The following is a 21,020-nucleotide window of genomic DNA, read 5'->3' as shown; positions in this document are numbered from 1 at the left end:
ATCTCTGCCGGGTGTTTTATGGTAAAGCAAACACCACTCCTGCGAGCGGTTTATGCTTTAAAATCAGGCGTTTTCTTCGCCTTCTTCGTCTTCGTCGAAGAATTCTTCAGAAAGCGGTGTCTCTTCAATGCCGTAGATCGCTTCGGCAGAGGTGAGGTCTTCACCCTTTACCTGACGCTCGGCTTCATCGGCCGTACGGGCAATATTGATCGTGACATTTGCTTCGACTTCCGCATGCAGAGTCAGAACAATCTTGTGCAGGCCGATCGTCTTGATTGGCGTGTTCAGTTCAACCTGGTTGCGGTTGATCGAGAAACCTTCTGCAGTGATCAGGTCGGCAATGTCGCGGGTCGTTACTGAACCGTAGAGCTGACCGGTTTCGCCGGCTGAACGAACAGCAACGAATGTCTTGCCATCGAGTTTGTCGGCGATTGTCTGAGCTTCGGTCTTGCGCTCGAGGTTGCGGGCTTCGAGCTGGGCGCGCTGGCCTTCGAACTTCTTCTTGTTGGCTTCGTTGGCACGAAGAGCCTTGCCCTGCGGCAGAAGGAAGTTACGGGCAAAGCCGTCCTTTACCTTGACTGTTTCACCCATCTGGCCGAGGCGGCTGATGCGTTCGAGAAGAATGACGTCCATGTGAGTTTTCCTTTCAAGTTCAATTGTCGTTATTGGGTGGGGTATCGGTATTCACAGCCTTCGAAACCGGCGCATTGCGCGATGTGTCAAACAGACCGGCCAGAAGGAAGACGAGAAGCGCAAAAACAAAGAGAAAGACGGCGAGGTAAGCAAACCACAAGGCAAACGGCCGCCAGCTGGCACCTCGTGAGCGGGCATGCAACATCGCAAAACCGGCCAGAATGAATCCGGCACCGAGTGCACCGGCGATGGCGGTCGCGGCATAACCGGGGCCACCGGGCAAAAATGCTGCGGCACAGGCAACGGCAAAAATGACAAGTGCCGGACGCGGCATGCGCAGCGCGCGCGGCCAGTCATCCCGCGGGCGGCGGAGCTTGCCTGATGCAGCCGTCAAGCGAAGGGCGATATAGAGATTGGCGATAATGATGCTCAGCCAGACTGCAGGCTGCAGAGCCGGCAGAACGCGAACAACGAACTGCGCCATGCTCTGGGTCAAATCCGCATTGGCTGCCAGTTCCGGATTGCTCACGGCCAGTTGCTGGGTCAGCGATTGCGCCAATTGCCGGGCGAGATCTTCGCCAAATCCGATCATGATGCCGATAACGATAAAACCGGCAGCCACAACAAGCGCCAGCCGCAACAATGTATCGGCGAGGGGATACCAGACATACACGTCTTTTGGTCCGCCGATCTCATCGGCCGGACGGGCAAGGCCGGTAAAATAAGCGCCGACGGCAGCGGGCAGGGCAGTAATGAGGACAACAACAACGGCGACCGTCGGTGCGGCGATAACGGACACGGCGACAGCCACTGTGAATGCCGCGATGAAGCCGCAGGCAGTGCCCCAGCCAAGCGCCGCGACAAATATAGGCAGCGGTGAAAACAGCAACAATATCATTGCAAGGCTGGAATTGACGATAACACCGGTCGTGAGCAGCGCGGCCGCAAGGCCTGCCAACACTCCAACGCCGATATCTGTTCCAGTCAGTTTCATTTCGCTCGCTGTCCTGCTTGTTGAAGCAGTTAGAGGTGGTTGTTAAACCAATCCCTCAACTTGGGTTTTCTAGTCTGCCTGACCGCGCCCATCGCGGAAGGCTTCAAATTGCCCGAAGGCAGAAAGTGGCGGGACAGGTCCCGCCACGTTCGATAGTCTTACTTTACAACGTATGGCAGCAGGCCGAGGAAACGGGCACGCTTGATCGCCTGGGCGAGTTCGCGCTGCTTCTTCTGGCTGACAGCTGTGATACGGGAAGGAACGATCTTGCCACGCTCGGAAATGTAGCGCGACAGGAGCTTGACGTCCTTGTAGTCGATCTTCGGCGCATTGGCACCCGAGAACGGGCAGGTCTTGCGGCGGCGATGGAACGGACGGCGGGTCGGGATCTGATTGATATCAACCATTATTCTGCTCCTTCACCGGCTTCGTTGTCACGCGGGCGGCGTGGACGGCGCGGACGATCGTCATCACGGCCACCGAACTTGTCGTCGCGTTCGCGGCGATCGTCACGGCGTGCAAGCATGGCCGACTGGCCTTCTTCGTGCTCTTCAACGCGAATGGTCATGAAGCGCAGAACGTCTTCATTGATGCGCTGCTGGCGCTCAACTTCAGCAACGGCAGCTGCCGGAGCATCAATGTTGAGAAGCGAGTAGTACGCCTTGCGGTTCTTGTTGATGCGATAGGTCAGGGCGCGGAGGCCCCAGCTTTCAATACGCCCGACTTTGCCGCCATTGGCCTCGATGATACCCTTGTACTGTTCTACAAGCGCATCGACCTGCTGCTGCGAAATGTCCTGTCGAGCAAGGAACACATGTTCATAAAGAGCCATTGTCTTTGCCTTTCTTCGTTAATATTGCCCGGAATCAACGGTAAACCTCTGCGAATCTCTCTGCCGGATAACCGGCGAAGAAAGGACGCTGATGGAGACGATCGAGAGCGGAGACACGGGAGGCTGAAGCTTTTACGCTTCCACGGATCGAAATCCGGCCCTCCGTTCAGCCCCCAGCTGACGCCGAGCAATGAACGGGCGGCTTATACGGGCAAATATGAAAAGAAGCAACCCGCAGCAGGCGTTTTATATTGCAACGCAAAATACCGGGGGATTTATAGCGTGTAATGCGTGGTTCGCCCTTCGGCAATCCTCATTCTCCCTCATGGTGAGCTTCCTGAGCTCGCCGAAGGGCGAACCACGTACGATGGTCATGCAAGAACGAGATGTTTTCACCCCCCTCTGCCCTGTCGGGCAGAGGGGGGTGAACCAGCCCTCTAATTTGGCCTTAATCGGAAAAAACACACCAACTTATCCAACACTTCCCAACCCGAGCTATTCTCATCGTGTCCTTTCCGGCGGGAATGCTTCCGGAAACTTTCGAAAGTCGGGAAAGGATCGGCGCTTCGGCCTCGCGGGGAGAACCTGTGAGACTGGGGAGGTTTCGCCCCTTTGCCACAGCTTCATAGGGACCCGAAAGGGTCTGGTGAAAGGGCAGAACAAGGCGAAGACACAAATCGCCGGGGCGGGTGGTCCTTGGATCGCAAGCATAGCATACCGGACTACCCCAAGACCCGCGTTCCAAGGACCGCCTGTCATTCTCTTCTTTCAACAGCCAGACGCAAATGCGGGCGTGGCAACGGGAAACCCATAATTTCACGTATTATAATGTGCATGTGCGGGCGCAGCAGCGCATGAAAGCTTGACTCCGGGCTTGCTGATAGGCACATCGCGCGGCACATTGACGATTATAAAGAAAAATCTGGAGGCACGCGCCATGTCCATAGCATTCACTTTCCCGGGTCAGGGCAGTCAGGTGGTCGGCATGGGCAAGGCGCTGGCCGACAATTTTGCCGAAGCCAAGGCTGTTTTCGACGAGGTTGATGATGCGCTCGGCGAAAAGCTCTCCTCCATCATCTGGGAAGGCCCGGAAGAAACCCTCACGCTGACCGCAAACGCGCAGCCCGCCCTGATGGCGGTTTCCATCGCGGTCATCCGTGTGCTTGAAGCGCGCGGCGTGTCGATCAAGGACAAAGTGGCCTACGTCGCCGGTCATTCGCTCGGCGAATATTCGGCGCTGTGCGCAGCCGGGACGTTCTCTCTCGCCGATACGGCGCGCCTCCTGCGCATTCGCGGCAATGCCATGCAGCAGGCCGTTCCAGCCGGAGCAGGGGCGATGGCGGCCATTATCGGCCTTGAACACGAGGTCGTGGCGGCCGTCTGCGCCGATGCAGCGCTTGAAGGCCCGGTCCAGATCGCCAATGACAATGGCGGCGGTCAGATCGTGATTTCGGGCTCGAAGGCTCCGGTCGAAGCGGCTGCCGCGCTTGCGACGGAAAAGGGTGCCAAGCGCGCCATCATGCTGCCGGTCTCTGCGCCGTTCCATTCTGCGCTGATGGCGCCAGCTGCGGAAGCCATGCGCGCCGCACTGGCGAATGTCTCAAAGCAAGACCCGATTGTTCCGCTGATTGCCAATGTGCGCGCTCTTCCGGTGACGTCAGCCAATGAAATCGCTGCATTGCTGGTCGAGCAGGTGACAGGGCAGGTCCGCTGGCGCGAGACGGTCGAATGGTTCGGTGCCAATGGTGTGACAACACTCTACGAGATTGGCGCAGGCAAGGTGCTGACCGGTCTTGCGCGCCGCATCAACAAGGACATTTCCGGTATCGCCGTTGGCACGCCGGAAGATATCGAAGCGGCTGTTGCTGCTCTGAACGTTTGAACAGAAGGAATTGAGCAATGTTTGACCTGACAGGCCGCAAGGCTCTCATAACAGGTGCCAGTGGCGGTATCGGCGAATCCATTGCCCGCGCGCTGCATGCGCAGGGTGCGATTGTCGGCCTGCATGGCACACGCGTCGAAAAGCTCGAAGCGCTGGCAAACGAGCTTGGCGAGCGGGTCAAGATTTTCCCGGCCAACCTGTCGAACCGCGACGAAGTGAAGGCACTGGGCGAAAAGGCCGAGGCCGATCTGGAGGGCGTCGAAATTCTCGTCAACAATGCGGGTATTACCAAGGACGGCCTGTTCGTGCGTATGAGCGATGCCGATTGGGACAATGTACTGGAGGTCAATCTGACCGCCGTGTTCCGTTTGACCCGCGAGCTGACCCATCCGATGATGCGCCGCCGATATGGCCGCATCATCAACATCACTTCCGTTGTCGGCGTGACCGGCAATCCCGGCCAGACCAACTATGTCGCATCAAAGGCCGGCCTGATTGGCTTCTCGAAGGCGCTTGCTGCCGAAATCGCCAGCCGCAACGTCACGGTCAATTGCGTTGCGCCGGGGTTCATCGAATCGGCCATGACGGACAAGCTGAACGACAAGCAGAAGGAAGGCATCATGTCCGCCATCCCGATGCGCCGCATGGGTACAGGCGAAGAGGTTGCATCCTCCGTAGTTTATCTTGCCAGCAATGAGGCGTCCTACGTCACCGGCCAGACGATCCACGTCAACGGCGGCATGGCAATGATCTGATGAAATGACACCCGGATGGGCAAATCAGCCGGGTGTAAAGGCTGCAATCACATTTATGAGATTGAGGCCGTGAATAAAGCGTGATAAGTCGCGCACCAAGTCAGGGCAATCAAATCGATTTGATGCTCTTTCCATTCCGCAAGGAATAAGCCGCGAGGATGCGTGTTTTAGCTGTTAAACAGGGCTGAACCACCATCTTATTGCTTGATTAGAGTCATCCGTGCCGCTAACCAAGGCATAGGGAAAAACAAACAGGTTGAGGTTTCCACATGAGTGATACTGCAGAACGCGTCAAGAAAATCGTTATTGAGCATCTGGGCGTTGATGCCGAGAAAGTCACCGATGGTGCGAGCTTCATCGACGATCTGGGCGCAGACAGCCTTGATACTGTCGAGCTCGTGATGGCTTTCGAAGAAGAATTCGGCGTAGAAATTCCGGATGATGCTGCCGAGACGATTCTGACAGTCGGCGATGCCGTCAAGTTCATCGACAAAGCACAGGCCTGATTTTCATTCGGCCTGCCAGCGCACGGATACTGACAGGAGGCAGATTGCCCCTGTCGGAGCCTGCGCCGGGCCGTTGGAAGATAACATGCTGAATATGACATTGAAGGATCGGCCATGAGGCGCGTTGTCATAACCGGCCTTGGGCTGGTTTCTCCTCTTGCATCCGGTGTTGAGCTCACTTGGTCCCGCCTTTTGGCTGGAAAAAGTGGTGCCCGGCTGGTGACAGAGTTTGATGTTGAAGATCTGCCTTGCAAAATTGCTTGCCGCATTCCGGTTGGTGATGGGTCCGACGGTACATTCAATCCTGACGATTGGATGGAGCCCAAGGAACAGCGCAAGGTCGATCCCTTTATTATTTACGCCATGGGTGCTGCTGACCAGGCGCTTGCCGATGCCAAATGGGCGCCGGAAAGCGATGAGGATCAGATTCGCACCGGTGTTCTGATCGGTTCGGGTATTGGTGGTCTCGAAGGCATCGTTGAAGCCGGCTATACGCTGCGCGACAAGGGCCCGCGGCGCATTTCGCCGTTCTTCATTCCCGGTCGTCTGATCAATCTGGCTTCCGGCCAGGTCTCCATCAAGCACAAGCTGCGCGGACCCAACCATTCGGTTGTCACCGCATGCTCGACCGGTGCACATGCGATCGGTGATGCTTCGCGTCTGATCGCGTTCGGCGATGCCGATGTCATGGTTGCCGGCGGTACGGAATCGCCAGTCAGCCGCATCTCGCTCGCTGGTTTTGCTGCCTGCAAGGCGCTGTCCACCGCGCGCAACGACGATCCAACGGCTGCTTCGCGTCCTTATGACGATGATCGTGACGGTTTCGTCATGGGTGAGGGTGCCGGTATCGTTGTGCTTGAAGAGCTGGAACATGCTCTGGCACGCGGCGCGAAGATTTATGCCGAGGTCATCGGCTACGGCCTGTCCGGCGACGCCTATCACATCACTGCTCCTTCCGAGAGCGGCGAAGGTGCACAGCGCTCCATGGAAATGGCTCTGAAGCGCGCAGGCATCACACCGGATCAGGTTGATTACATCAACTCGCACGGTACTTCGACCATGGCCGATACGATTGAGCTTGGAGCGGTTGAACGCGTTCTGGGCGATGCTGCGCCGAAAGTCTCGATGTCTTCGACCAAGTCGTCCATCGGCCATCTCCTGGGGGCTGCAGGTTCGACCGAAGCCATCTTCTGCGCGCTTGCCATTCGTGACAATGTCGCTCCGGCAACGCTCAATCTGGACAAACCATCTGTGGAAACCAAGATTGATCTGGTTCCGCATAAAGTGCGGCATCGTAAGATTGATGTGGCTCTTTCCAATTCCTTTGGTTTTGGTGGTACCAACGCCTCGCTGGTTTTGCGGCGTTTTCAACAGTGATTGCAGCAATGGCGGAAGCGTTTTCGCGCTTTCGCCATAATCACAATCAAATTTACCGGCATTCTGCCGGAAAAACATGCCCGAGGTGTTTGCGTGAGCTCAGATCAGCAGTCTGAAGAGACGAACGGTTCAGCCGTCGCTAACGCGCCGGAGCGCAAACCGATTGTCCCGCAGTCGGCATCTGAAGCCTTGCGTCCGGAGCCGGGGACACCGCCGCCAGCGCCCAAGCGCCGCTCGCGCCGCGCCCGCAGCCAGATTGTCGTGTTCGCCAATTTCATGCTGTCGCTGGTCGTGCTCGTGGTTCTTGCTGCTGGTGCCGCCGTTTATTTCGGCAAGGTTTCCTTCAACGAACCCGGTCCGACGGATGTCACGACCAACTATGTCGTCAAGAACGGCACTGGTATTGTCGAAATTGCCGATGGGCTGGAGCGCCGCGGTATTATCACCGATGCACGTGTCTTCAAATATGGCGTTCAGGCTTATGGCTTTCAGCGCGATATGAAGGCGGGTGAATATGAAATCAAGGCGCATGCCTCGATGCGTGACATCATGGATCTGCTGCGCAGCGGCAAGTCGGTCCTGCACTCGCTGACCGTTCCGGAAGGTCTGACAGTGGATCAGATTCTGCAGCGCGTGAGCGAGGACGACGTACTCGTTGGTGCATTGCCGGGCATTATGCCGGATGAGGGCACGTTGTTTGCCAATACCCTGCGCTTCTCCCGCGGCACGACGCGTGAGGAAATCATCAAGAAGATGCAGGCAGACCAGAAGAAGCTGGTCGAGGAGATCTGGGCCCGCCGCGATCCGGGCGTCCCGCTCAAGACCATTGAAGAATTTGTCACGCTTGCTTCGATTGTCGAAAAAGAGACCGGAAAGGCCGATGAGCGCCCGCGCGTTGCCTCCGTGTTCATAAATCGCCTCAACAAGCGCATGCGCCTGCAGTCGGATCCGACGATCATTTATGGTCTGTTTGGCGGCAAGGGTAAACCATCCGACCGCCCGATCCTGAAATCCGATTTGGAAAAGCCGACGCCCTACAACACCTATACGATCAATGGCCTGCCGCCCGGTCCGATTGCCAATCCCGGACGCGATGCGCTGGAGGCTGTCGCTCATCCCTCGCAGACCAAGGATCTCTACTTTGTTGCCGACGGCACGGGCGGCCATGTGTTCGCCGAAACGCTGGATGAGCACAATGACAATGTGAAGCGCTGGCGGGCGGTCGAGAAGAACCGCGTGGACGAGGCGGCCAAGGCGGCAACCGGCGACAAAAATGCCGATCCGTCGGCTGCCGGTGATGACGAAGACGAACCGACACAACAACAATAAATGCTGGAAGGGCCTGATTGCGATCGGGCCTTCGTCCTTTTGGGGGAAAAATGTCATTGCAAAGCATGACGGGTTTTGCCCGTCACCTCCGGAACAGTGCCGGGGCGCAGATTTCATGGGAAATCAAATCCGTCAACGGCAAGGGCCTCGATGTCAGGTTTCGCCTGCCGACGGGTTTCGAAGCTATCGAGCAGAAAGCCCGAACCCTGTTCGGTCAGCGCTTCAAGCGCGGAAACTTTCAGGCAGCCCTGACCGTCGATCGCAGCGCGGGGAGTGCCAAGGCGCTGATCAACGAACCCCTGCTGAAGGAACTGGCACGGATTGCCGCACAGCTGCGTGAGGACTTTGCGCTGGCTCCGTCGACCCCCGAAGGCCTGATGGCTCTGCGCGGTGTTCTGGAGGCGCCGCAGGACGTGTTGACGCCGGAAGATCAGGCAGAGGTCGAAGACGCCGTTCTGACCGTTCTCGACGAGACGCTTGCGCAGCTTGAGCGCAATCGCGAGACCGAAGGCAAGGCGCTGGGCGAAATATTGAGCGTTCAGATTGACGCCGTAGAACTGTTGACACAGCAGGCGCGGCGCGATCCGAGCCGGACGCTTGATGCCGTTCGCTCCCGGCTTGCCGCGCAGGTGACGCTGCTGCTGGATGCGTCTCCGGCGCTCGACGAGGCGCGCCTGCACATGGAGGCGGCGTTTCTGGCGACGAAGGCCGACATTCAGGAAGAGCTCGACCGTCTGGACATGCACGTGGCTGCCGCTCGCACACTTCTGCGCGATGGGAATGGCGTCGGACGCAAGCTCGATTTCCTGACACAGGAATTTAACCGTGAGGCAAATACACTCTGCTCCAAGGCCAATGCTGCCTCTATCACGTCGATTGGGCTTGACCTGAAGGCGGTTGTGGATCAATTGCGCGAGCAGATACAGAATCTGGAGTAATCATGGTCAACGCATCGAACAGCATCAAACGACGTGGCCTCATGCTGGTGCTGTCATCGCCATCCGGTGCCGGAAAGTCGACCATTGCCCGACTGCTTCTCAACGACAAGGAAAAGCTTGAACTGGCGCTGTCGATCAGTGTCACCACGCGTCCCCGCCGTGCCAGCGAGATTGACGGCGTGCATTACCATTTCATTTCAGTGCGCGAATTCGAACGCCTGCGCGACAGCGATGAGCTGATCGAATGGGCTGAGGTGCATGGCAATTTCTACGGCACGCCGCGGGAGGCTGCGGAGAATGCCCTTGCCGATGGTCAGGACATGCTTTTTGACATTGACTGGCAGGGTGCTCTGCAATTGCAGGACAAGATGAAGGGCGATGTCGTCAGCATTTTCATCCTGCCACCTTCCATGGCCGATCTGAAGCTGCGGCTGCACCGCCGCGCCGAAGACACGGAAGAAGTCATCGACATGCGCCTGCACAATGCACGCAACGAGATCGAACGCTGGCGTTCCTATGATTATGTCATCGTCAATAAGGATCTGGACCGCGCCTATCACGAAGTCCAGTCGATCGTAACCGCTGAACGTTTGCGCCGGGACCGTTGTCCCGGCCTGTTCGATTTTGTCAGCGGCCTTCTGGACGAGAAAATCGACTAGCGGCATTGCCAAAGCGCGTGGCTTGGGTAGCGGCAGGAATGATCGCTGTACGGATCAGACCATAGCTCCGTTATCCGGTGTTGGGATGAACCAGCGACGGAGTGCTTCCTCCAATCCGTCTGTGCTGTTCTCTTTACCGGCCCAGGCAATACAGGCATCGGGACGAATCAGCAGCGAAGGCCCTGTATCGACGGTCATGCAACGTACCCTCTGCGTGGTGGCTGCAACGAGCTTGGAAGCTTTTCCCCCGGTGGCGTCGAGAAGAACACCCATGCCCTCCTGCATGAGATCGTAGAGCGAGATTCCATCATCACCGTGGCTGATCGGCCTGTTGCCGATGAGCCGTCCGGCGTCGTCCGATTCCGATCCGAGATCGTAACGGACGGAGAGGCCGCTCATGATCTCGCCGATGAACCGGTTGACGTCATCGAACTGCATGAGGTTTGCAATAATATCCCGCATCGCACCCGCCTGCGGATCGGGACGCATGATGGCCATCTGGGCAAGGGTGTTTGTCAGAACGGCTTCGGCGACCGGTCGCCGTTCGGCCGTGTAGGTGTCGAGCAGGCTTTCGGGCATCTCGCCGCGAATGACCGCGGCGAGCTTCCAGCCGAGGTTTACAGCATCGGGGAGCCCAAGACTTAGGCCATGACCGCCGAGCGGCGTGTGGATATGGGCCGCATCGCCGGCAAGCAGCACCCGGCCTTTGCGGTAGGTATCCACAAGCCGCGTGTTATCGGTCCATCGGCTTCCGCTTTCAAGCGTCTTCACGCGAACATCGGCCCCGCTGACGCGGCGCAGAACATCTTCGATCTCTTCGCGCGTGACTGGCACTTGCCGGTCTTCCGGCGGACCCGCGAACTCGATCATGACCAGTCGGCCGGGAAACGGTCCATGGGAGAATATTCCGCCCGATGTCCGCCGCCAACCCATCGGCGCCAGGCGTTCGGGATGGTCGATTTGCGCGATGGCCTGATAGAAGGTCGATGTGGGTGGCGTGCCTGGAAAATCGAAGCCAGCCATCTTGCGGACGAAGCTGCGTCCTCCGTCGCAACCGACAAGGTAGGCGCAGTGGATAAGCCCTTCACCTGCGGGAGATGTCCATTCCACGTCGACCCCGTCCGCCTGCTGGACGAAGCGGGTGACCTCACATGCGCGACGCACGTCGATCCCTAGCGTGTGTGCCCGGTCGGCCAGCATGGCTTCGAGGGCCTGCTGATCCACGGGGCGGGAGTGCCGCTCCGGTTCTTTCTGCGCGTCCTTTCGGATCAGGGAGAGCCCCGCGAAATGGCCGCTGTACTTCGACCCTTTGGCCCGAGGGTCCGCTCCGGCCTGCGCCATTGCCGCAAAGCTGCGCGTCTCTGCAGCTGCGATGGCGGTTGCCATGCCGCGCCGCTGCAGCGCCTCAAGTCCCAACGGTCCGAGCCCGCCGGCCTTCATCTCAAGGCTTGCGGCTGCCAGACGCTCGAGCACGACGACGCGTACGCCGCCCAAGGCCAGCTCGATGGCGGTGAGGAGCCCAACCGGTCCGGCGCCAGAAATCACCACATCAATTTCGGTTTTCATATACTTGATCCTAAAATGTACTAAGTACACATATATGAAGCCAATGGGCGTTTTCTGTCAATGAAAAATTGTACTCAGTATATAAGTCGTGTTATCAGCAGGCATGTCAGTGCCATCCGACCGTCGATCCCGTAAACGCCTCGCCACGCGCGAGGGGATTTCCATAGCGGCCACGCGCCTCTTTTTCGAGCGCGGCTTTGACCATGTGACAGTGGACGAGATCGCCGCAGCTGCCGACGTCGGACGGATGACGGTATTCAATCATTTTCCCCGCAAGGAGGACATGTTCTTCGACCGCGATGAGGAGGGGCGCGAAATCCTGCGCGAAGCTTTGCGGCAGGCCGATCCCCGCATCGCTCCGATCGAGACGTTGCGTCTGCTCGCGCATCGTCTTGTTGCGGAGAAGAGCCCTTACCTCAATTTTTCTGCTGACGGCCAAGGCTTCATCGAGACGATTGAAGCCAGCGAAACCCTCAAGGCTCGCGCCAGGGCGATACGTGACGAGCTCGCACAAGTTGTGAGCGTTGCGCTATCCGAATGTGTAGGGCGAGAACCGGCAGATCCCGCTGCCCATCTGGCGGCCGGTCTGCTTCTGGCGACATGGACTGTGGCCTTCATCCACGCCCACCGAACCTATAGACAGGGGCACGATACAGAGAAAGCGGAAGCCGCATTTCTTGCACTCGTTGACCGAGGAACCATCGGCCTGAAAGCCGCAATGGCAGGCACACCTTACGCCTGAGCAATCAGCTCTGGCTGATGACGTCTGGCGCATGTCTGTGCCTTTCCGGAGAGACTTCTTTGTGAGCTGATTTCCCGCTTCCGCAGCAGGCGCTGCGGATGGCGATCGAGCGCGGAGGGACGCAGCGCCCCCTAATGAGCGCATTCTTTTTCGGGTTTGGCGAATACGAGTTGTCGGAATCGATTGATCCTGCACGTTCTTGGGACGGACCAGCACGAGGAGAAGGCGATGAGAGAGTTGATTCTGAAGATGTCCATGTCGCTCGACGGTTTTGTCGGCAGCCCAGAGGGCGAAGCCGAATGGGTGTTCGGCGCTGACCAAGAAGCCATTGCGTGGTCCGTGGAGACCGTGTGGAACGCCAGCCTGCACATCATGGGCAGCCGCTCCTTCCACGACATGGCCGCTTATTGGCCAACGTCCACCCTGGTGTTCGCGCCGCCGATGAATCAGATCCCCAAGGCGGTCTTTTCCAAACAAGGTCGGGCGGTCCTGAAGGCGGCTGCCATGACCAAGGGACTGAGGCAGGCGTTGGACAGGGCCGGTGACACCCAAACCGGGCAACTTCAACCTGGCGGCGAAAGTTGGGGTGAGGCCTACGTGGCCACCGGCGATCTGGCCGACGAAGTCGCCAGGCTGAAGGCTGGTGACGGCAAGCCGATCATCGCCCACGGAGGCGCCGCCTTCGCGCGTAGCCTCATCGCCCAGAACCTGGTCGATGAGTACGCTCTGGTGGTCCATCCGATCGCGTTGGGCAAGGGCCTGCCGATCTTCGCCGGTCTGCCCGCGCCGAGGCCGCTCAAGCTGGTCAGTTCGAAGGCCTTTCCGGGTGGTGCGGTGGCGCAGATTTATCGGCCGGTGTGACCACGTCCGAGAATCCGCGCGTTCATCACGAGCAACCCGTTAGAGCCCATAGCTCCTAAAGCGCGTTCGCCAGTGCCACGAACTCTTCAATGGACAGCGTTTCGGCGCGACGGGTGCCGTCAATGCCCGCCTTGGCCAGAAGCGTCTCGCCGCCAAGCGGTTTGATGCTCTGGCGCAGCATCTTGCGGCGCTGGCCGAATGCGGCTTGCGTGACGCGGCCGAGCACCGTTGCATCACAGGCAAGCGGTGCTGCGCGTGGAACAAGATGAACCACCGAGGACGTCACCTTTGGCGGTGGCGTAAAAGCCTGCGGCGGCACATCGAATGTAATTTTGGCTTCCGTGCGCCAGCCTGTCAGTACGCCGAGACGGCCATAGGCATCCGATGTCGGCTTTGCCACGATGCGCTCGGCGACCTCGCGCTGGAACATCAGCGTCAGCGAGGCATAGAAGGGCGGCCATGGTTCGCTCAGCAGCCAACCTATCAACAGTGGCGTGCCGATATTGTAGGGCAGGTTGGCGATGATCTTGACCGTGTCATTGCCGGCCAGCGCCTTGAAATCCGTCTCCATGGCATCGCCTGCGATGACGCGCAGGCGGCCGGGATAATGATCGGCAATCTCCTGCAGGGCTGACAGACAGCGTTCGTCGCGTTCAATGGCAATCACATTGGCGCCCTGGGCCAGCAAGGCCCGTGTCAGGCCGCCCGGTCCGGGTCCGACCTCGATGACCGTCTGGCCCTGCAGATCACCGGCTTGCCGCGCAACCTTGGCGGTCAGATTGAGATCGAGCAGAAAGTTCTGGCCGAGCGACTTTTTGGCCATGAGCTCATGGCGATCAATCACGTCGCGCAGAGGAGGGAGGTCGTCGATACTCATGCGATGGCGTGCTTCTGGCTGGAGCGATGGGAGGAGAGTTCGTCAGCAAGACGCAATGCGGCAAGCAGGCTGTCAGGTTTGGCCTTGCCTGATCCGGCAATATCGAATGCTGTACCGTGATCCGGCGATGTGCGCACGAAGGGAAGTCCAAGCGTCACATTCACGCTGTCATCGAAACCCAGCGTCTTGGCCGGTATGAGCGCCTGGTCGTGATACATGCAGATCGCCGCATCATAGGTGGCTCTGGCGGCAGGATGGAACATGGTGTCCGCAGGCAGCGGTCCGCGCGCGTCAATGCCTTCACTGCGGAGCGTTTCGACCGCCGGACGCACAATCTCTTCATCTTCCAGCCCCATGGAGCCGCCTTCACCCGCGTGCGGATTGAGACCGGCAATGGCCAGACGGGGAGCGGCAATGCCAAACTGATTTTTCAGCGCTTCGGCCGTTATGCGCGAAATGGCAAGAATCTTGGCCGTGTCCAGCACGTCGGGAACGCGGCTGAGTGCAATGTGAATGGTGACAGGAACCGCGCGCAACAATGGCCCGGCGAGCATCATGACGGGCGTTACCTCGTGTCCGAGGTGCTCTCCGGCCAGATGCGCCAGAAATTCCGTATGCCCCGGAAAGCGGAAACCCGCTTCGTAAAGCGGCTTCTTCGCTATGGGGCAGGTAACGACGGCACGCGCCTGACCGGAAAGCGTGTACGCAACGGCTCTCTCAATCGCCTCGATGGTTCCCGCAGCATTGTCCGCCAGCGGTGTTCCGGGGCGATCGATCTGTGGGTTTCGCAGGGGAATAACCGGAAGCGCCCGCGCGAAAACCCGATGAGCGTCTTCGGGGGTGGTGATTTCGATGGGGCAATCAATGCCAAGCTGTGCCGCGCGTGCAGTAATGAGCTTCTCGTCGGCGAGCAGGAAAAACGCCGGCAAACGGGTCGATTCGCGCAAAGTCCATGCTGAAAGCGCAATATCAGGTCCTATGCCGGACGGATCACCAGAGCTGACAGCAAGGATCTTGGTCATGAAAAGGCGATACCATCATCGATTGACGATGGATGCCTTTTTCTTGAGATCATCGATGTATTGCTTGTTCACGGCCTCGGCCGTGGCATCAGGTTTCTGATTGGCAGCTGCCGCTTCCTGCGAGAAAACCAGACGCGCAACGCGATCGTCAGAAATCTGACGTGTCGCACATACACCTAGGAATTCGACACCCTTGTCGGTGTCAAGCGTCGTGGTCGCGTGGCCAGCTGTTGTGGCTGTCACCTGCTTTGACCATTCCGGCGGCAATTCCTGCTCGACGAACCGCCCGAGATCACGCACGGTCACATCAAGCGTACCCTTGGCGATATCGCGGGTGGTGTCACAACCGCTGAACCTGGCACGCAAGGCATTGGCCTCGTTGCGCCGCTTGGCGAGATTACCGCGGTCCGCAGCGGGTACGACGAAAATGACCTGCTGCAACGTATATTCGGTCGAGACAGGCTTCTTGCCGCCGTCTTTCAACATGCGTTGCACGGCGTCCTGCTCGGAAACACGGCTGCCGCCCTGGGCGTGGTTACGGGTGCCAAGCGCACGCCCCCAGCCCATCTGTATACGGATATATTCCTTGAAATGGTCTGCGGTAACGCCAGCTTTGTCGAGGACCCCGTTGAGCTGGGCGAGGGTCATCTTGTTGTTCGTGGCAAAGCGCTCGAATGCCTGATTCACGTCCGTGTCGGAAATAACGATGTTCAGCCGCCGCATTTCCTGGCGCTTCAACATGTCATCGGTCAATTCCTCACGCGCCATCTGCGTGAGGTTGCCTTTCTTGCGCTGCAGCTTCAAAAATGCGGCACGCCGGGCGATATCGTAGTCGGTGATCGGGGTTCCGTTGACAATAACCTTCACGTCACTCGCCTGTGCGGGCAGTGAAAACCCTGCCGCAAGACCAGAACCCAAAGCGGTGACAATCGCCGCCGCCAGAATGTGCTTCCTCACCATCATCTTCCACGTTATCCGTTTATTTATGGATTATCTCAGGTCATTCTGGCAAAAATGATCAGTAAAATCCATTCCTGTGCAATTCATTTCTATCACTAGTGGTCCGATTCTGACATTTGCAACCCTTTGATACAAGCCATTCAGGCAAATGTCAGAATCAAAGGACCACCAGCAAGTGCATGCCTCTGGTGGAACTTTGAATTTGACATTCGCGTGCCTCGCGTGATGTCAAATGGGATGCAAATGTCAAATCCGTTCCACTATTGCCGTTTTACTAAGGCAAAAGCATGACTGGCCGCAAGTGCGGCCAGTTGAAAACAAATGATTAAATACCGCCAATATTCACTGGCTTGCCAAATTCCCACAGGGTGCGGAAGGAAATATTGAAGCCGAATGTCGTCGTCTTGTCGCCGGCTGTGCCGGTACTCGTGATTGGCCGTTGCTCGGTATAATACATCTGATAGGTGAAGCATTCGTCGTCATAGGCCAGCGCTGCTGTCTGCTTCACGAGGGTGTCGTGAATGATATCATAAGTGCCGGAACCCAGAACGCGCCAGTTGGGCGTGACTTTAAGCGAGCCGCCCACAGTGACTTCATGTCTGTCTTCAGGAAAGCCGTAGGTGGGCTGGGCATCGATAAATGCATACTTGGTGAAAAGCGTGCCGTATTTTCCGGCTGCCGTGGCGGCGACTTCTGCACGGCGAACTTCGAACGTGTCCTTGTCGAAACGCCCGCCCGTCGTCACGTTATACGCACCGTAGTTCGCACCGATCATGGCAACATAATCTGAACGTGCCGATTCAAGACCCGACTCTGCTCCGGCGTTGACGAAGTCATCGGTTGCAAAGGAGTTCAGACCACCAAGCTGGAACGATTGACCGGCAATACCATTGAGCGATACGCCATTGTTGAAGGTTCCGGAATAGCGAATGCCGAGATTGGCGCGCGTGCCGCCTTCGACCCGGTCATAACCGGAGAACTTGTCCCGTTCAAACAGGCTCGATGCATCAAACACAAAGCTCTGCGCGTCTTCATTCGGCAACTTACCCGCATAGGATTCATTGTTGCGAATGAAGAGCTGCGCCGTTGGTTCAAGCACATGGGTTGAATTGGCGGCGGTGAAGAGGATCGGATACTTGGCTTCGAGTCCGGCCGTTGCCATGCCGCGGAAGGCCTGATCACGATTGACGCCAGGGGAATCCGAGTCGACATACATGCCATCGCCGCGCAGCGCGAGAATGGGCGTCAGGACAAGGCCGCTATCCGAAATGAATGTGCGCTTCCACTCGACTTCACCCGTGATACGGCCGTCATTGCCCTTGATACCGGCGAGATAACCGGAGCGCGGCAGACCTGTGTATCCCGCATTAGCATCTACCTTGTCGCGGCTGAGTGCCTGCACGTTCAGGTTGAAATTCAGCTCACCGCCAGCAAGAGGCTGTGTGGGGATATAGGCATAGTCGAGACTTGGCAGAACCCAAGGCTGCTTCGGTTCAGACGAAGACGCGTTTGAATCCGACCAGCCTTCCTGAACGTGGAACTTGTAAAACCGCAGATCGAAATAATTGCGGTCATGCAGTCCGGTCAGGTAAATCTGATCGGTCTTGTTATAGTCCGAATAATTCTCGATGCCGTAGCGATAGGCAAAAGCCTTGTCGGATTGCACCATCACATCCCAGCCGAAGGTCCAGCGGGGATTGATGTTGAATTTGCCTTTCGACCCGACCAGACCGCGCGCGGTGTTATTGCGGTCTTCCTGATCTTCAACCGCGTTGAATTCATCCGGCTTGCGTTGGCTAATACCGGCAACGTTGATGCTGTACTCGCCGTTCTCCAGCCGGTGGCGCCATTCCGCTTCAGCCAGAAAACCCTGCGTCGTATAGCCGGTGCCGGTCAGCGTCAGGTCATAATTGGGAGCCAGCGCCCAGAAATAGGGGACACTGACGCCGTAACCGAGATCTGATTCATATTTGTAGCTTGGCATCAGGAAGCCGCTCTTGCGCTTCACTGTCGGGTCGGCAATTTCGAATGCCGGCATAAATGCCAGCGGCATACCGAACAACTCGAACCGGCCACGCTCGAAACGAATGGTCTTCTTCTTGCCGTTCCAGATGATTTTCTGGGCACGGACCTGCCACAACGGAGCCTTGCCGGGTTTGTCACGGCAGGGTTCGCAGGCAGTATAGATACCATTGTTGAAGGTCGTCAGCTCGCCGCCGATACGTTCGGCGCTTTCTGCGGCAAAACGGGTATTGTCGGCAGCCTCAACGCGCAGCGTATTGACAAAACCTTCCTTGAAATCATCGGTAACGTCGAGATTTTCCGCATAGATGCGGTTGCCGTCTTTTTCGACGATCTCGACCTTGCCCTGAGCTTTCAGGCGGCCGGTCTTCTGGTCATAGGTGACCTGCCGCGCAACCAGACGGTTGCCGTCATAATCGATCTGTACGCCACCGACGGCCGAAATCGTCTTGGCATTGATGTCATACACAAGCTCATCGGATTCCAGCAGCATTTGCGCGTTTGGATTCGTCTTGAAATTACCTGCAAGGGCATCTTTGGTCTGGGCCACGGCCGGGAACGAAATCCCGCCTGCAAGGCATAGCACGGCCGTCCCGCACATAAGCCGTGCGAGCCACGTCGGCAACACCGAGCGCGTTACATTCAATCCCACTCTAACCATCCTCCTTGTGCAGCAGAAAGGAGACCCCAAAAAAAGTTGCAATCAGGACCGGAGTCCACGCGGCAACGAAAGGCGGAACAAATCCCGCATTTCCGAATGCCTTGACCACAACAGTGACGACATAAAGCACGAAGCCCGCAAGGACGCCACCCAGAATCATTGTTCCAGATTGTCCAAAGCGAACAAATTTCAGCGAAACTGTCGCAGCGATTAGGGTCATCGCCATTAAAAGTGCAGGCAAAGCCAGCAAAGACTGGAAATGCATGTCAAAAGCATTGGCTGGATAGCCAAAAGAGCGAGCTGCGGCAATTTTGTTACGCAGCTCAAAAAAAGGAATTGTCTCAGGCCGCGCGAGGCTTTCTTCAACGAATTCAGGGCGAAGGTGGGTCGGAATCTGCACATCGCCCGGCGAAACAGGTGTCTCGCCCAGTACAAATTTGGTCACTCCGGTCAATTGCCAGAAACCGTCCTCAAGATCGGCGGTTTTGGCGTCAAGGCGCTCGATAATGTCCTTGTTTTTGTCCAGACGGACAAATGTTGCATCGACGAGTCGCAAGCCGCGGTTGATGACACTCTTCGCGCCGATGATCGTCTCGCCTTCGTCGGTCTTCTGGCGAAGCCAGGGCACGCGGTCGTCGGGCGTATCGTTGGTCTTTCCGCTGCGCCAGTTCGCCTGGACGGCTTCGCTCTTCTCAAAGCCATAGGCGGCGAGGGGATTGACCACGAGCACCGCCAGCAGACCAAAGAGAAACGCACCGGTGCAGGCGGGCAGAAGAAACTGCCAGGCCGATACGCCAACGGAGCGTGCCACAACGAGCTCATACTTCCGGTTGAGAGAGATGAGTGTGGTCATGGCCGAAAACAGGGCGATGAACGGGAACACCTGCTGCATGATGTAGGGAATGCGCATCAGGGACAGGCCGAATGCCTGAAACGATGAATATTGCGGCAGCGCGGCGAGCTTGCTCGACAGTTCGGTGAAATCCAGAATCAGGGCAAGCGCAAAACTTCCCAGAAGGAAATAACAGGTGATGGTGACATAGCGGAGAAAGAAATAACGCCCGAGTGTCCAGCCTATCATTCTTCATGCGCTCCGCGTTTGGAGCGAGGATTTAGCAGCTTTGTCCTGACACCTGCAAGCGCAGCCTGCGGTGTAACGGAACCGTTTTTGAAAAGGTTGCTCAGGACAGCCGGCACACCGATTTGCCGATTCGTTGCCAGCGCGTAGATGGCCGACAAGGAAACAAGGATCGGGAATGCAAAGAGGAACGGAATGACGTCCTCATTCTTTTCCGCAGCCTGACCGCTGGAATAACTGATCCAGAATACGATGAGGCTCAGTGTGATCGCTGTAAACGAGGCGGAAATACGCGCCTCCCGGTGCGAGCGTGAGTCGGCGGCGGCTGCCAGTGAAATCAGGGCGAAGACGATCGGATACATCCAGTCCGTGAGGCGTTTTGCCAGCTCGGATGTGTAACGCAGGGGCCGCTGCTGATAGACCGTGTCATTTGGATCCGGATTCATCAGATAATCCAATGGCCGGTCCTTGGGGAAGATCGTCACGTCTTTATCATCAGCTGACAAAAACTCAGCAAGATCAAGCGCATAGGTGTTGAACTTGATGATCGATACATCGCCGGTCTTGACATCGCGACGGTCGATTTCGCCATCCTTCATGACCAGCAGGCTTTGGTCACCCTTGTCAACGACAAGGCCGTCCTTGGAATAATACAGCAAATCGGTGGTCGGATCGCGCGAATCGGAAACGAACAGACCCTTGATCGCACCATTGGAATCGCGGCTTTCGATCTGCAGGTAGAGGTCCTTGTCCAGCCGCTGGAATGTTCCCTGCTGCACAACGAGATTGATCACGTCGGAACGGGCATCGGCGATCATCTGCCGCATGCTCATCTGCGAATAGGGGGCAACATAGTTTGCGATGATAAAGGAGAGCGCCGCGACGACAATGGAAAAGAGTATGACGGGCCGGATGACCGTAGAGCGGGGTGCTCCAGAGGCATTGATGACCACGAGTTCCGAATCCTGGTTCATCGTTGAAAGCGTCTGCGTCACGGCAATAACCAGCGCGAATGGCATGACAACGGGAAAGGCGGAGGGAAGAAGGTTGGAACTGAACTTGAGAATATAGAAGAAACTCTGGCCGCTGGTGGTCAGGAAGTTGATGCGGCCGAGCACCTGAACAATCCATGTAATGCCGACCGCCGACAACAGGACAGCCAGAAACATGACGACAATGCGTCGTAAGATATAGATCTCGATCAGGCGCATGTCATGTTTCGCAAAAGAGTTCCGCCACCTTGTTTGTCGACTTGCCGTTCACGAGTGACCGACCGTTTCATCTATGCCATGCAATCCATGGCATTATTTTGCCGCACTATGGGAC

Annotated in this window: 20 protein-coding genes; 9 read left to right on the top strand and 11 right to left on the bottom strand. The window is 57.5% G+C overall.

The annotated features are described in order from the left end of the window. Positions 1-63: 63 nt before the first annotated feature. The 4 genes from rplI to rpsF form a co-directional block, all read right to left on the bottom strand. Positions 64-633: a 50S ribosomal protein L9 gene (gene rplI / locus FHW16_RS01045; RefSeq protein ID WP_182547323.1), complete on the bottom strand. Its 570-nt coding sequence runs from the start codon at positions 631-633 to the stop codon at positions 64-66. A gap of 19 nt (positions 634-652) precedes the next feature. Further along, positions 653-1,627: a DUF2232 domain-containing protein gene (locus FHW16_RS01040; protein WP_182547322.1), complete on the bottom strand. Its 975-nt coding sequence runs from the start codon at positions 1,625-1,627 to the stop codon at positions 653-655. Positions 1,628-1,785: 158 nt separating this feature from the next. After that, entirely contained in the window at positions 1,786-2,034 is a 249-nt protein-coding gene (gene rpsR, locus FHW16_RS01035) for a 30S ribosomal protein S18 (RefSeq protein ID WP_008128538.1), read from the bottom strand. Further along, positions 2,034-2,459, bottom strand: a complete 426-nt coding sequence (gene rpsF / locus FHW16_RS01030) for a 30S ribosomal protein S6 (protein WP_105735802.1) — start codon at positions 2,457-2,459, stop codon at positions 2,034-2,036. Before rpsF ends, rpsR begins: the two co-directional genes overlap by 1 nt. Positions 2,460-3,396: 937 nt before the next feature. On the opposite strand from rpsF, the gene fabD reads away from it, so the two are divergent. The 7 genes from fabD (at position 3,397) to gmk (ending at position 9,905) form a co-directional block, all read left to right on the top strand. Continuing rightward, entirely contained in the window at positions 3,397-4,341 is a 945-nt protein-coding gene (gene fabD, locus FHW16_RS01025) for an ACP S-malonyltransferase (RefSeq protein WP_182547321.1), read from the top strand. Positions 4,342-4,358: 17 nt separating this feature from the next. Next, positions 4,359-5,096: a 3-oxoacyl-[acyl-carrier-protein] reductase gene (gene fabG / locus FHW16_RS01020; RefSeq protein WP_182547320.1), complete on the top strand. Its 738-nt coding sequence runs from the start codon at positions 4,359-4,361 to the stop codon at positions 5,094-5,096. Between the two features lie 269 nt (positions 5,097-5,365). Next, on the top strand, positions 5,366-5,602 hold the full coding sequence (locus FHW16_RS01015) for an acyl carrier protein (RefSeq protein WP_008128530.1): 237 nt from the start codon (positions 5,366-5,368) through the stop codon (positions 5,600-5,602). Positions 5,603-5,716: 114 nt separating this feature from the next. Then, a complete protein-coding gene (fabF, locus tag FHW16_RS01010; RefSeq protein WP_182547319.1) occupies positions 5,717-6,979 on the top strand; it encodes a beta-ketoacyl-ACP synthase II in 1,263 nt (420 codons plus the stop codon). Between the two features lie 93 nt (positions 6,980-7,072). Further along, positions 7,073-8,308, top strand: coding sequence for an endolytic transglycosylase MltG (mltG, locus tag FHW16_RS01005; protein WP_182547318.1), 1,236 nt, complete (start codon positions 7,073-7,075; stop codon positions 8,306-8,308). 50 nt (positions 8,309-8,358) lie between these two features. After that, positions 8,359-9,246, top strand: coding sequence for a YicC/YloC family endoribonuclease (locus FHW16_RS01000; protein ID WP_182547317.1), 888 nt, complete (start codon positions 8,359-8,361; stop codon positions 9,244-9,246). Positions 9,247-9,248: 2 nt separating this feature from the next. After that, positions 9,249-9,905: a guanylate kinase gene (gene gmk / locus FHW16_RS00995; RefSeq protein ID WP_182547316.1), complete on the top strand. Its 657-nt coding sequence runs from the start codon at positions 9,249-9,251 to the stop codon at positions 9,903-9,905. 54 nt (positions 9,906-9,959) lie between these two features. On the opposite strand, the gene FHW16_RS00990 is transcribed toward gmk, so the two are convergent. Beyond that, positions 9,960-11,471 carry an FAD-dependent monooxygenase gene (locus FHW16_RS00990; RefSeq protein WP_182547315.1) on the bottom strand — a complete coding sequence of 504 codons (1,512 nt, stop codon included), beginning with the start codon at positions 11,469-11,471 and terminating at the stop codon, positions 9,960-9,962. A 103-nt stretch (positions 11,472-11,574) separates the two neighbouring features. Between FHW16_RS00990 and FHW16_RS00985 the strand changes: the two genes are divergently transcribed. Continuing rightward, positions 11,575-12,213 carry a TetR/AcrR family transcriptional regulator gene (locus FHW16_RS00985; RefSeq protein WP_182547314.1) on the top strand — a complete coding sequence of 213 codons (639 nt, stop codon included), beginning with the start codon at positions 11,575-11,577 and terminating at the stop codon, positions 12,211-12,213. A gap of 228 nt (positions 12,214-12,441) precedes the next feature. Next, a complete protein-coding gene (locus FHW16_RS00980) occupies positions 12,442-13,074 on the top strand; it encodes a dihydrofolate reductase family protein (protein WP_182547313.1) in 633 nt (210 codons plus the stop codon). Between the two features lie 55 nt (positions 13,075-13,129). Here the strand turns inward: FHW16_RS00980 and rsmA are convergent, their stop codons facing one another. The 6 genes from rsmA to lptF all read right to left on the bottom strand — a co-directional run bounded on the left by rsmA (position 13,130) and on the right by lptF (position 20,905). Beyond that, positions 13,130-13,951 carry a 16S rRNA (adenine(1518)-N(6)/adenine(1519)-N(6))-dimethyltransferase RsmA gene (gene rsmA / locus FHW16_RS00975; protein ID WP_182547312.1) on the bottom strand — a complete coding sequence of 274 codons (822 nt, stop codon included), beginning with the start codon at positions 13,949-13,951 and terminating at the stop codon, positions 13,130-13,132. Next, positions 13,948-14,973 carry a 4-hydroxythreonine-4-phosphate dehydrogenase PdxA gene (gene pdxA / locus FHW16_RS00970; protein WP_182547311.1) on the bottom strand — a complete coding sequence of 342 codons (1,026 nt, stop codon included), beginning with the start codon at positions 14,971-14,973 and terminating at the stop codon, positions 13,948-13,950. The genes rsmA and pdxA overlap by 4 nt, the downstream gene beginning before the upstream one ends. Positions 14,974-14,988: 15 nt before the next feature. After that, positions 14,989-15,936 (bottom strand): peptidylprolyl isomerase, encoded by a 948-nt coding sequence (locus FHW16_RS00965; protein WP_182547310.1) that lies wholly within the window; start codon positions 15,934-15,936, stop codon positions 14,989-14,991. Positions 15,937-16,258: 322 nt separating this feature from the next. Further along, on the bottom strand, positions 16,259-18,607 hold the full coding sequence (locus FHW16_RS00960) for an LPS assembly protein LptD (RefSeq protein WP_182547309.1): 2,349 nt from the start codon (positions 18,605-18,607) through the stop codon (positions 16,259-16,261). 1 nt (position 18,608) lies between these two features. After that, complete coding sequence (gene lptG / locus FHW16_RS00955; protein WP_182547308.1) at positions 18,609-19,697, bottom strand: LPS export ABC transporter permease LptG; 1,089 nt, start codon at positions 19,695-19,697, stop codon at positions 18,609-18,611. Then, on the bottom strand, positions 19,694-20,905 hold the full coding sequence (gene lptF / locus FHW16_RS00950) for an LPS export ABC transporter permease LptF (protein WP_182547307.1): 1,212 nt from the start codon (positions 20,903-20,905) through the stop codon (positions 19,694-19,696). The genes lptG and lptF overlap by 4 nt, the downstream gene beginning before the upstream one ends. Positions 20,906-21,020: the final 115 nt, after the last annotated feature.

The sequence above is a fragment of the Phyllobacterium myrsinacearum genome (genome assembly GCF_014138285.1).
Lineage (GTDB): Bacteria > Pseudomonadota > Alphaproteobacteria > Rhizobiales > Rhizobiaceae > Phyllobacterium > Phyllobacterium myrsinacearum_A.
The sequence above is the reverse complement of the archived record's forward strand: the minus strand, read 5'-3'. Positions and strand labels throughout refer to the sequence as shown.

Excerpts from the sequence above, each read along its gene's own strand:
- rpsR (WP_008128538.1), bottom strand. The coding sequence starts at position 2,034 with ATGGTTGATATCAATCAGATCCCGACCCGCCGTCCGTTCCATCGCCGC.
- lptG (WP_182547308.1), bottom strand. The coding sequence starts at position 19,697 with ATGATAGGCTGGACACTCGGGCGTTATTTCTTTCTCCGCTATGTCACC.
- fabD (WP_182547321.1), top strand. The coding sequence starts at position 3,397 with ATGTCCATAGCATTCACTTTCCCGGGTCAGGGCAGTCAGGTGGTCGGC.
- FHW16_RS00965 (WP_182547310.1), bottom strand. The coding sequence starts at position 15,936 with ATGATGGTGAGGAAGCACATTCTGGCGGCGGCGATTGTCACCGCTTTG.
- FHW16_RS00980 (WP_182547313.1), top strand. The coding sequence starts at position 12,442 with ATGAGAGAGTTGATTCTGAAGATGTCCATGTCGCTCGACGGTTTTGTC.
- fabF (WP_182547319.1), top strand. The coding sequence starts at position 5,717 with ATGAGGCGCGTTGTCATAACCGGCCTTGGGCTGGTTTCTCCTCTTGCA.
- FHW16_RS01000 (WP_182547317.1), top strand. The coding sequence starts at position 8,359 with ATGTCATTGCAAAGCATGACGGGTTTTGCCCGTCACCTCCGGAACAGT.
- FHW16_RS00985 (WP_182547314.1), top strand. The coding sequence starts at position 11,575 with ATGTCAGTGCCATCCGACCGTCGATCCCGTAAACGCCTCGCCACGCGC.
- rpsF (WP_105735802.1), bottom strand. The coding sequence starts at position 2,459 with ATGGCTCTTTATGAACATGTGTTCCTTGCTCGACAGGACATTTCGCAG.
- fabG (WP_182547320.1), top strand. The coding sequence starts at position 4,359 with ATGTTTGACCTGACAGGCCGCAAGGCTCTCATAACAGGTGCCAGTGGC.
- lptF (WP_182547307.1), bottom strand. The coding sequence starts at position 20,905 with ATGCGCCTGATCGAGATCTATATCTTACGACGCATTGTCGTCATGTTT.
- pdxA (WP_182547311.1), bottom strand. The coding sequence starts at position 14,973 with ATGACCAAGATCCTTGCTGTCAGCTCTGGTGATCCGTCCGGCATAGGA.
- FHW16_RS01015 (WP_008128530.1), top strand. The coding sequence starts at position 5,366 with ATGAGTGATACTGCAGAACGCGTCAAGAAAATCGTTATTGAGCATCTG.
- rsmA (WP_182547312.1), bottom strand. The coding sequence starts at position 13,951 with ATGAGTATCGACGACCTCCCTCCTCTGCGCGACGTGATTGATCGCCAT.
- FHW16_RS00990 (WP_182547315.1), bottom strand. The coding sequence starts at position 11,471 with ATGAAAACCGAAATTGATGTGGTGATTTCTGGCGCCGGACCGGTTGGG.
- rplI (WP_182547323.1), bottom strand. The coding sequence starts at position 633 with ATGGACGTCATTCTTCTCGAACGCATCAGCCGCCTCGGCCAGATGGGT.
- gmk (WP_182547316.1), top strand. The coding sequence starts at position 9,249 with ATGGTCAACGCATCGAACAGCATCAAACGACGTGGCCTCATGCTGGTG.
- FHW16_RS01040 (WP_182547322.1), bottom strand. The coding sequence starts at position 1,627 with ATGAAACTGACTGGAACAGATATCGGCGTTGGAGTGTTGGCAGGCCTT.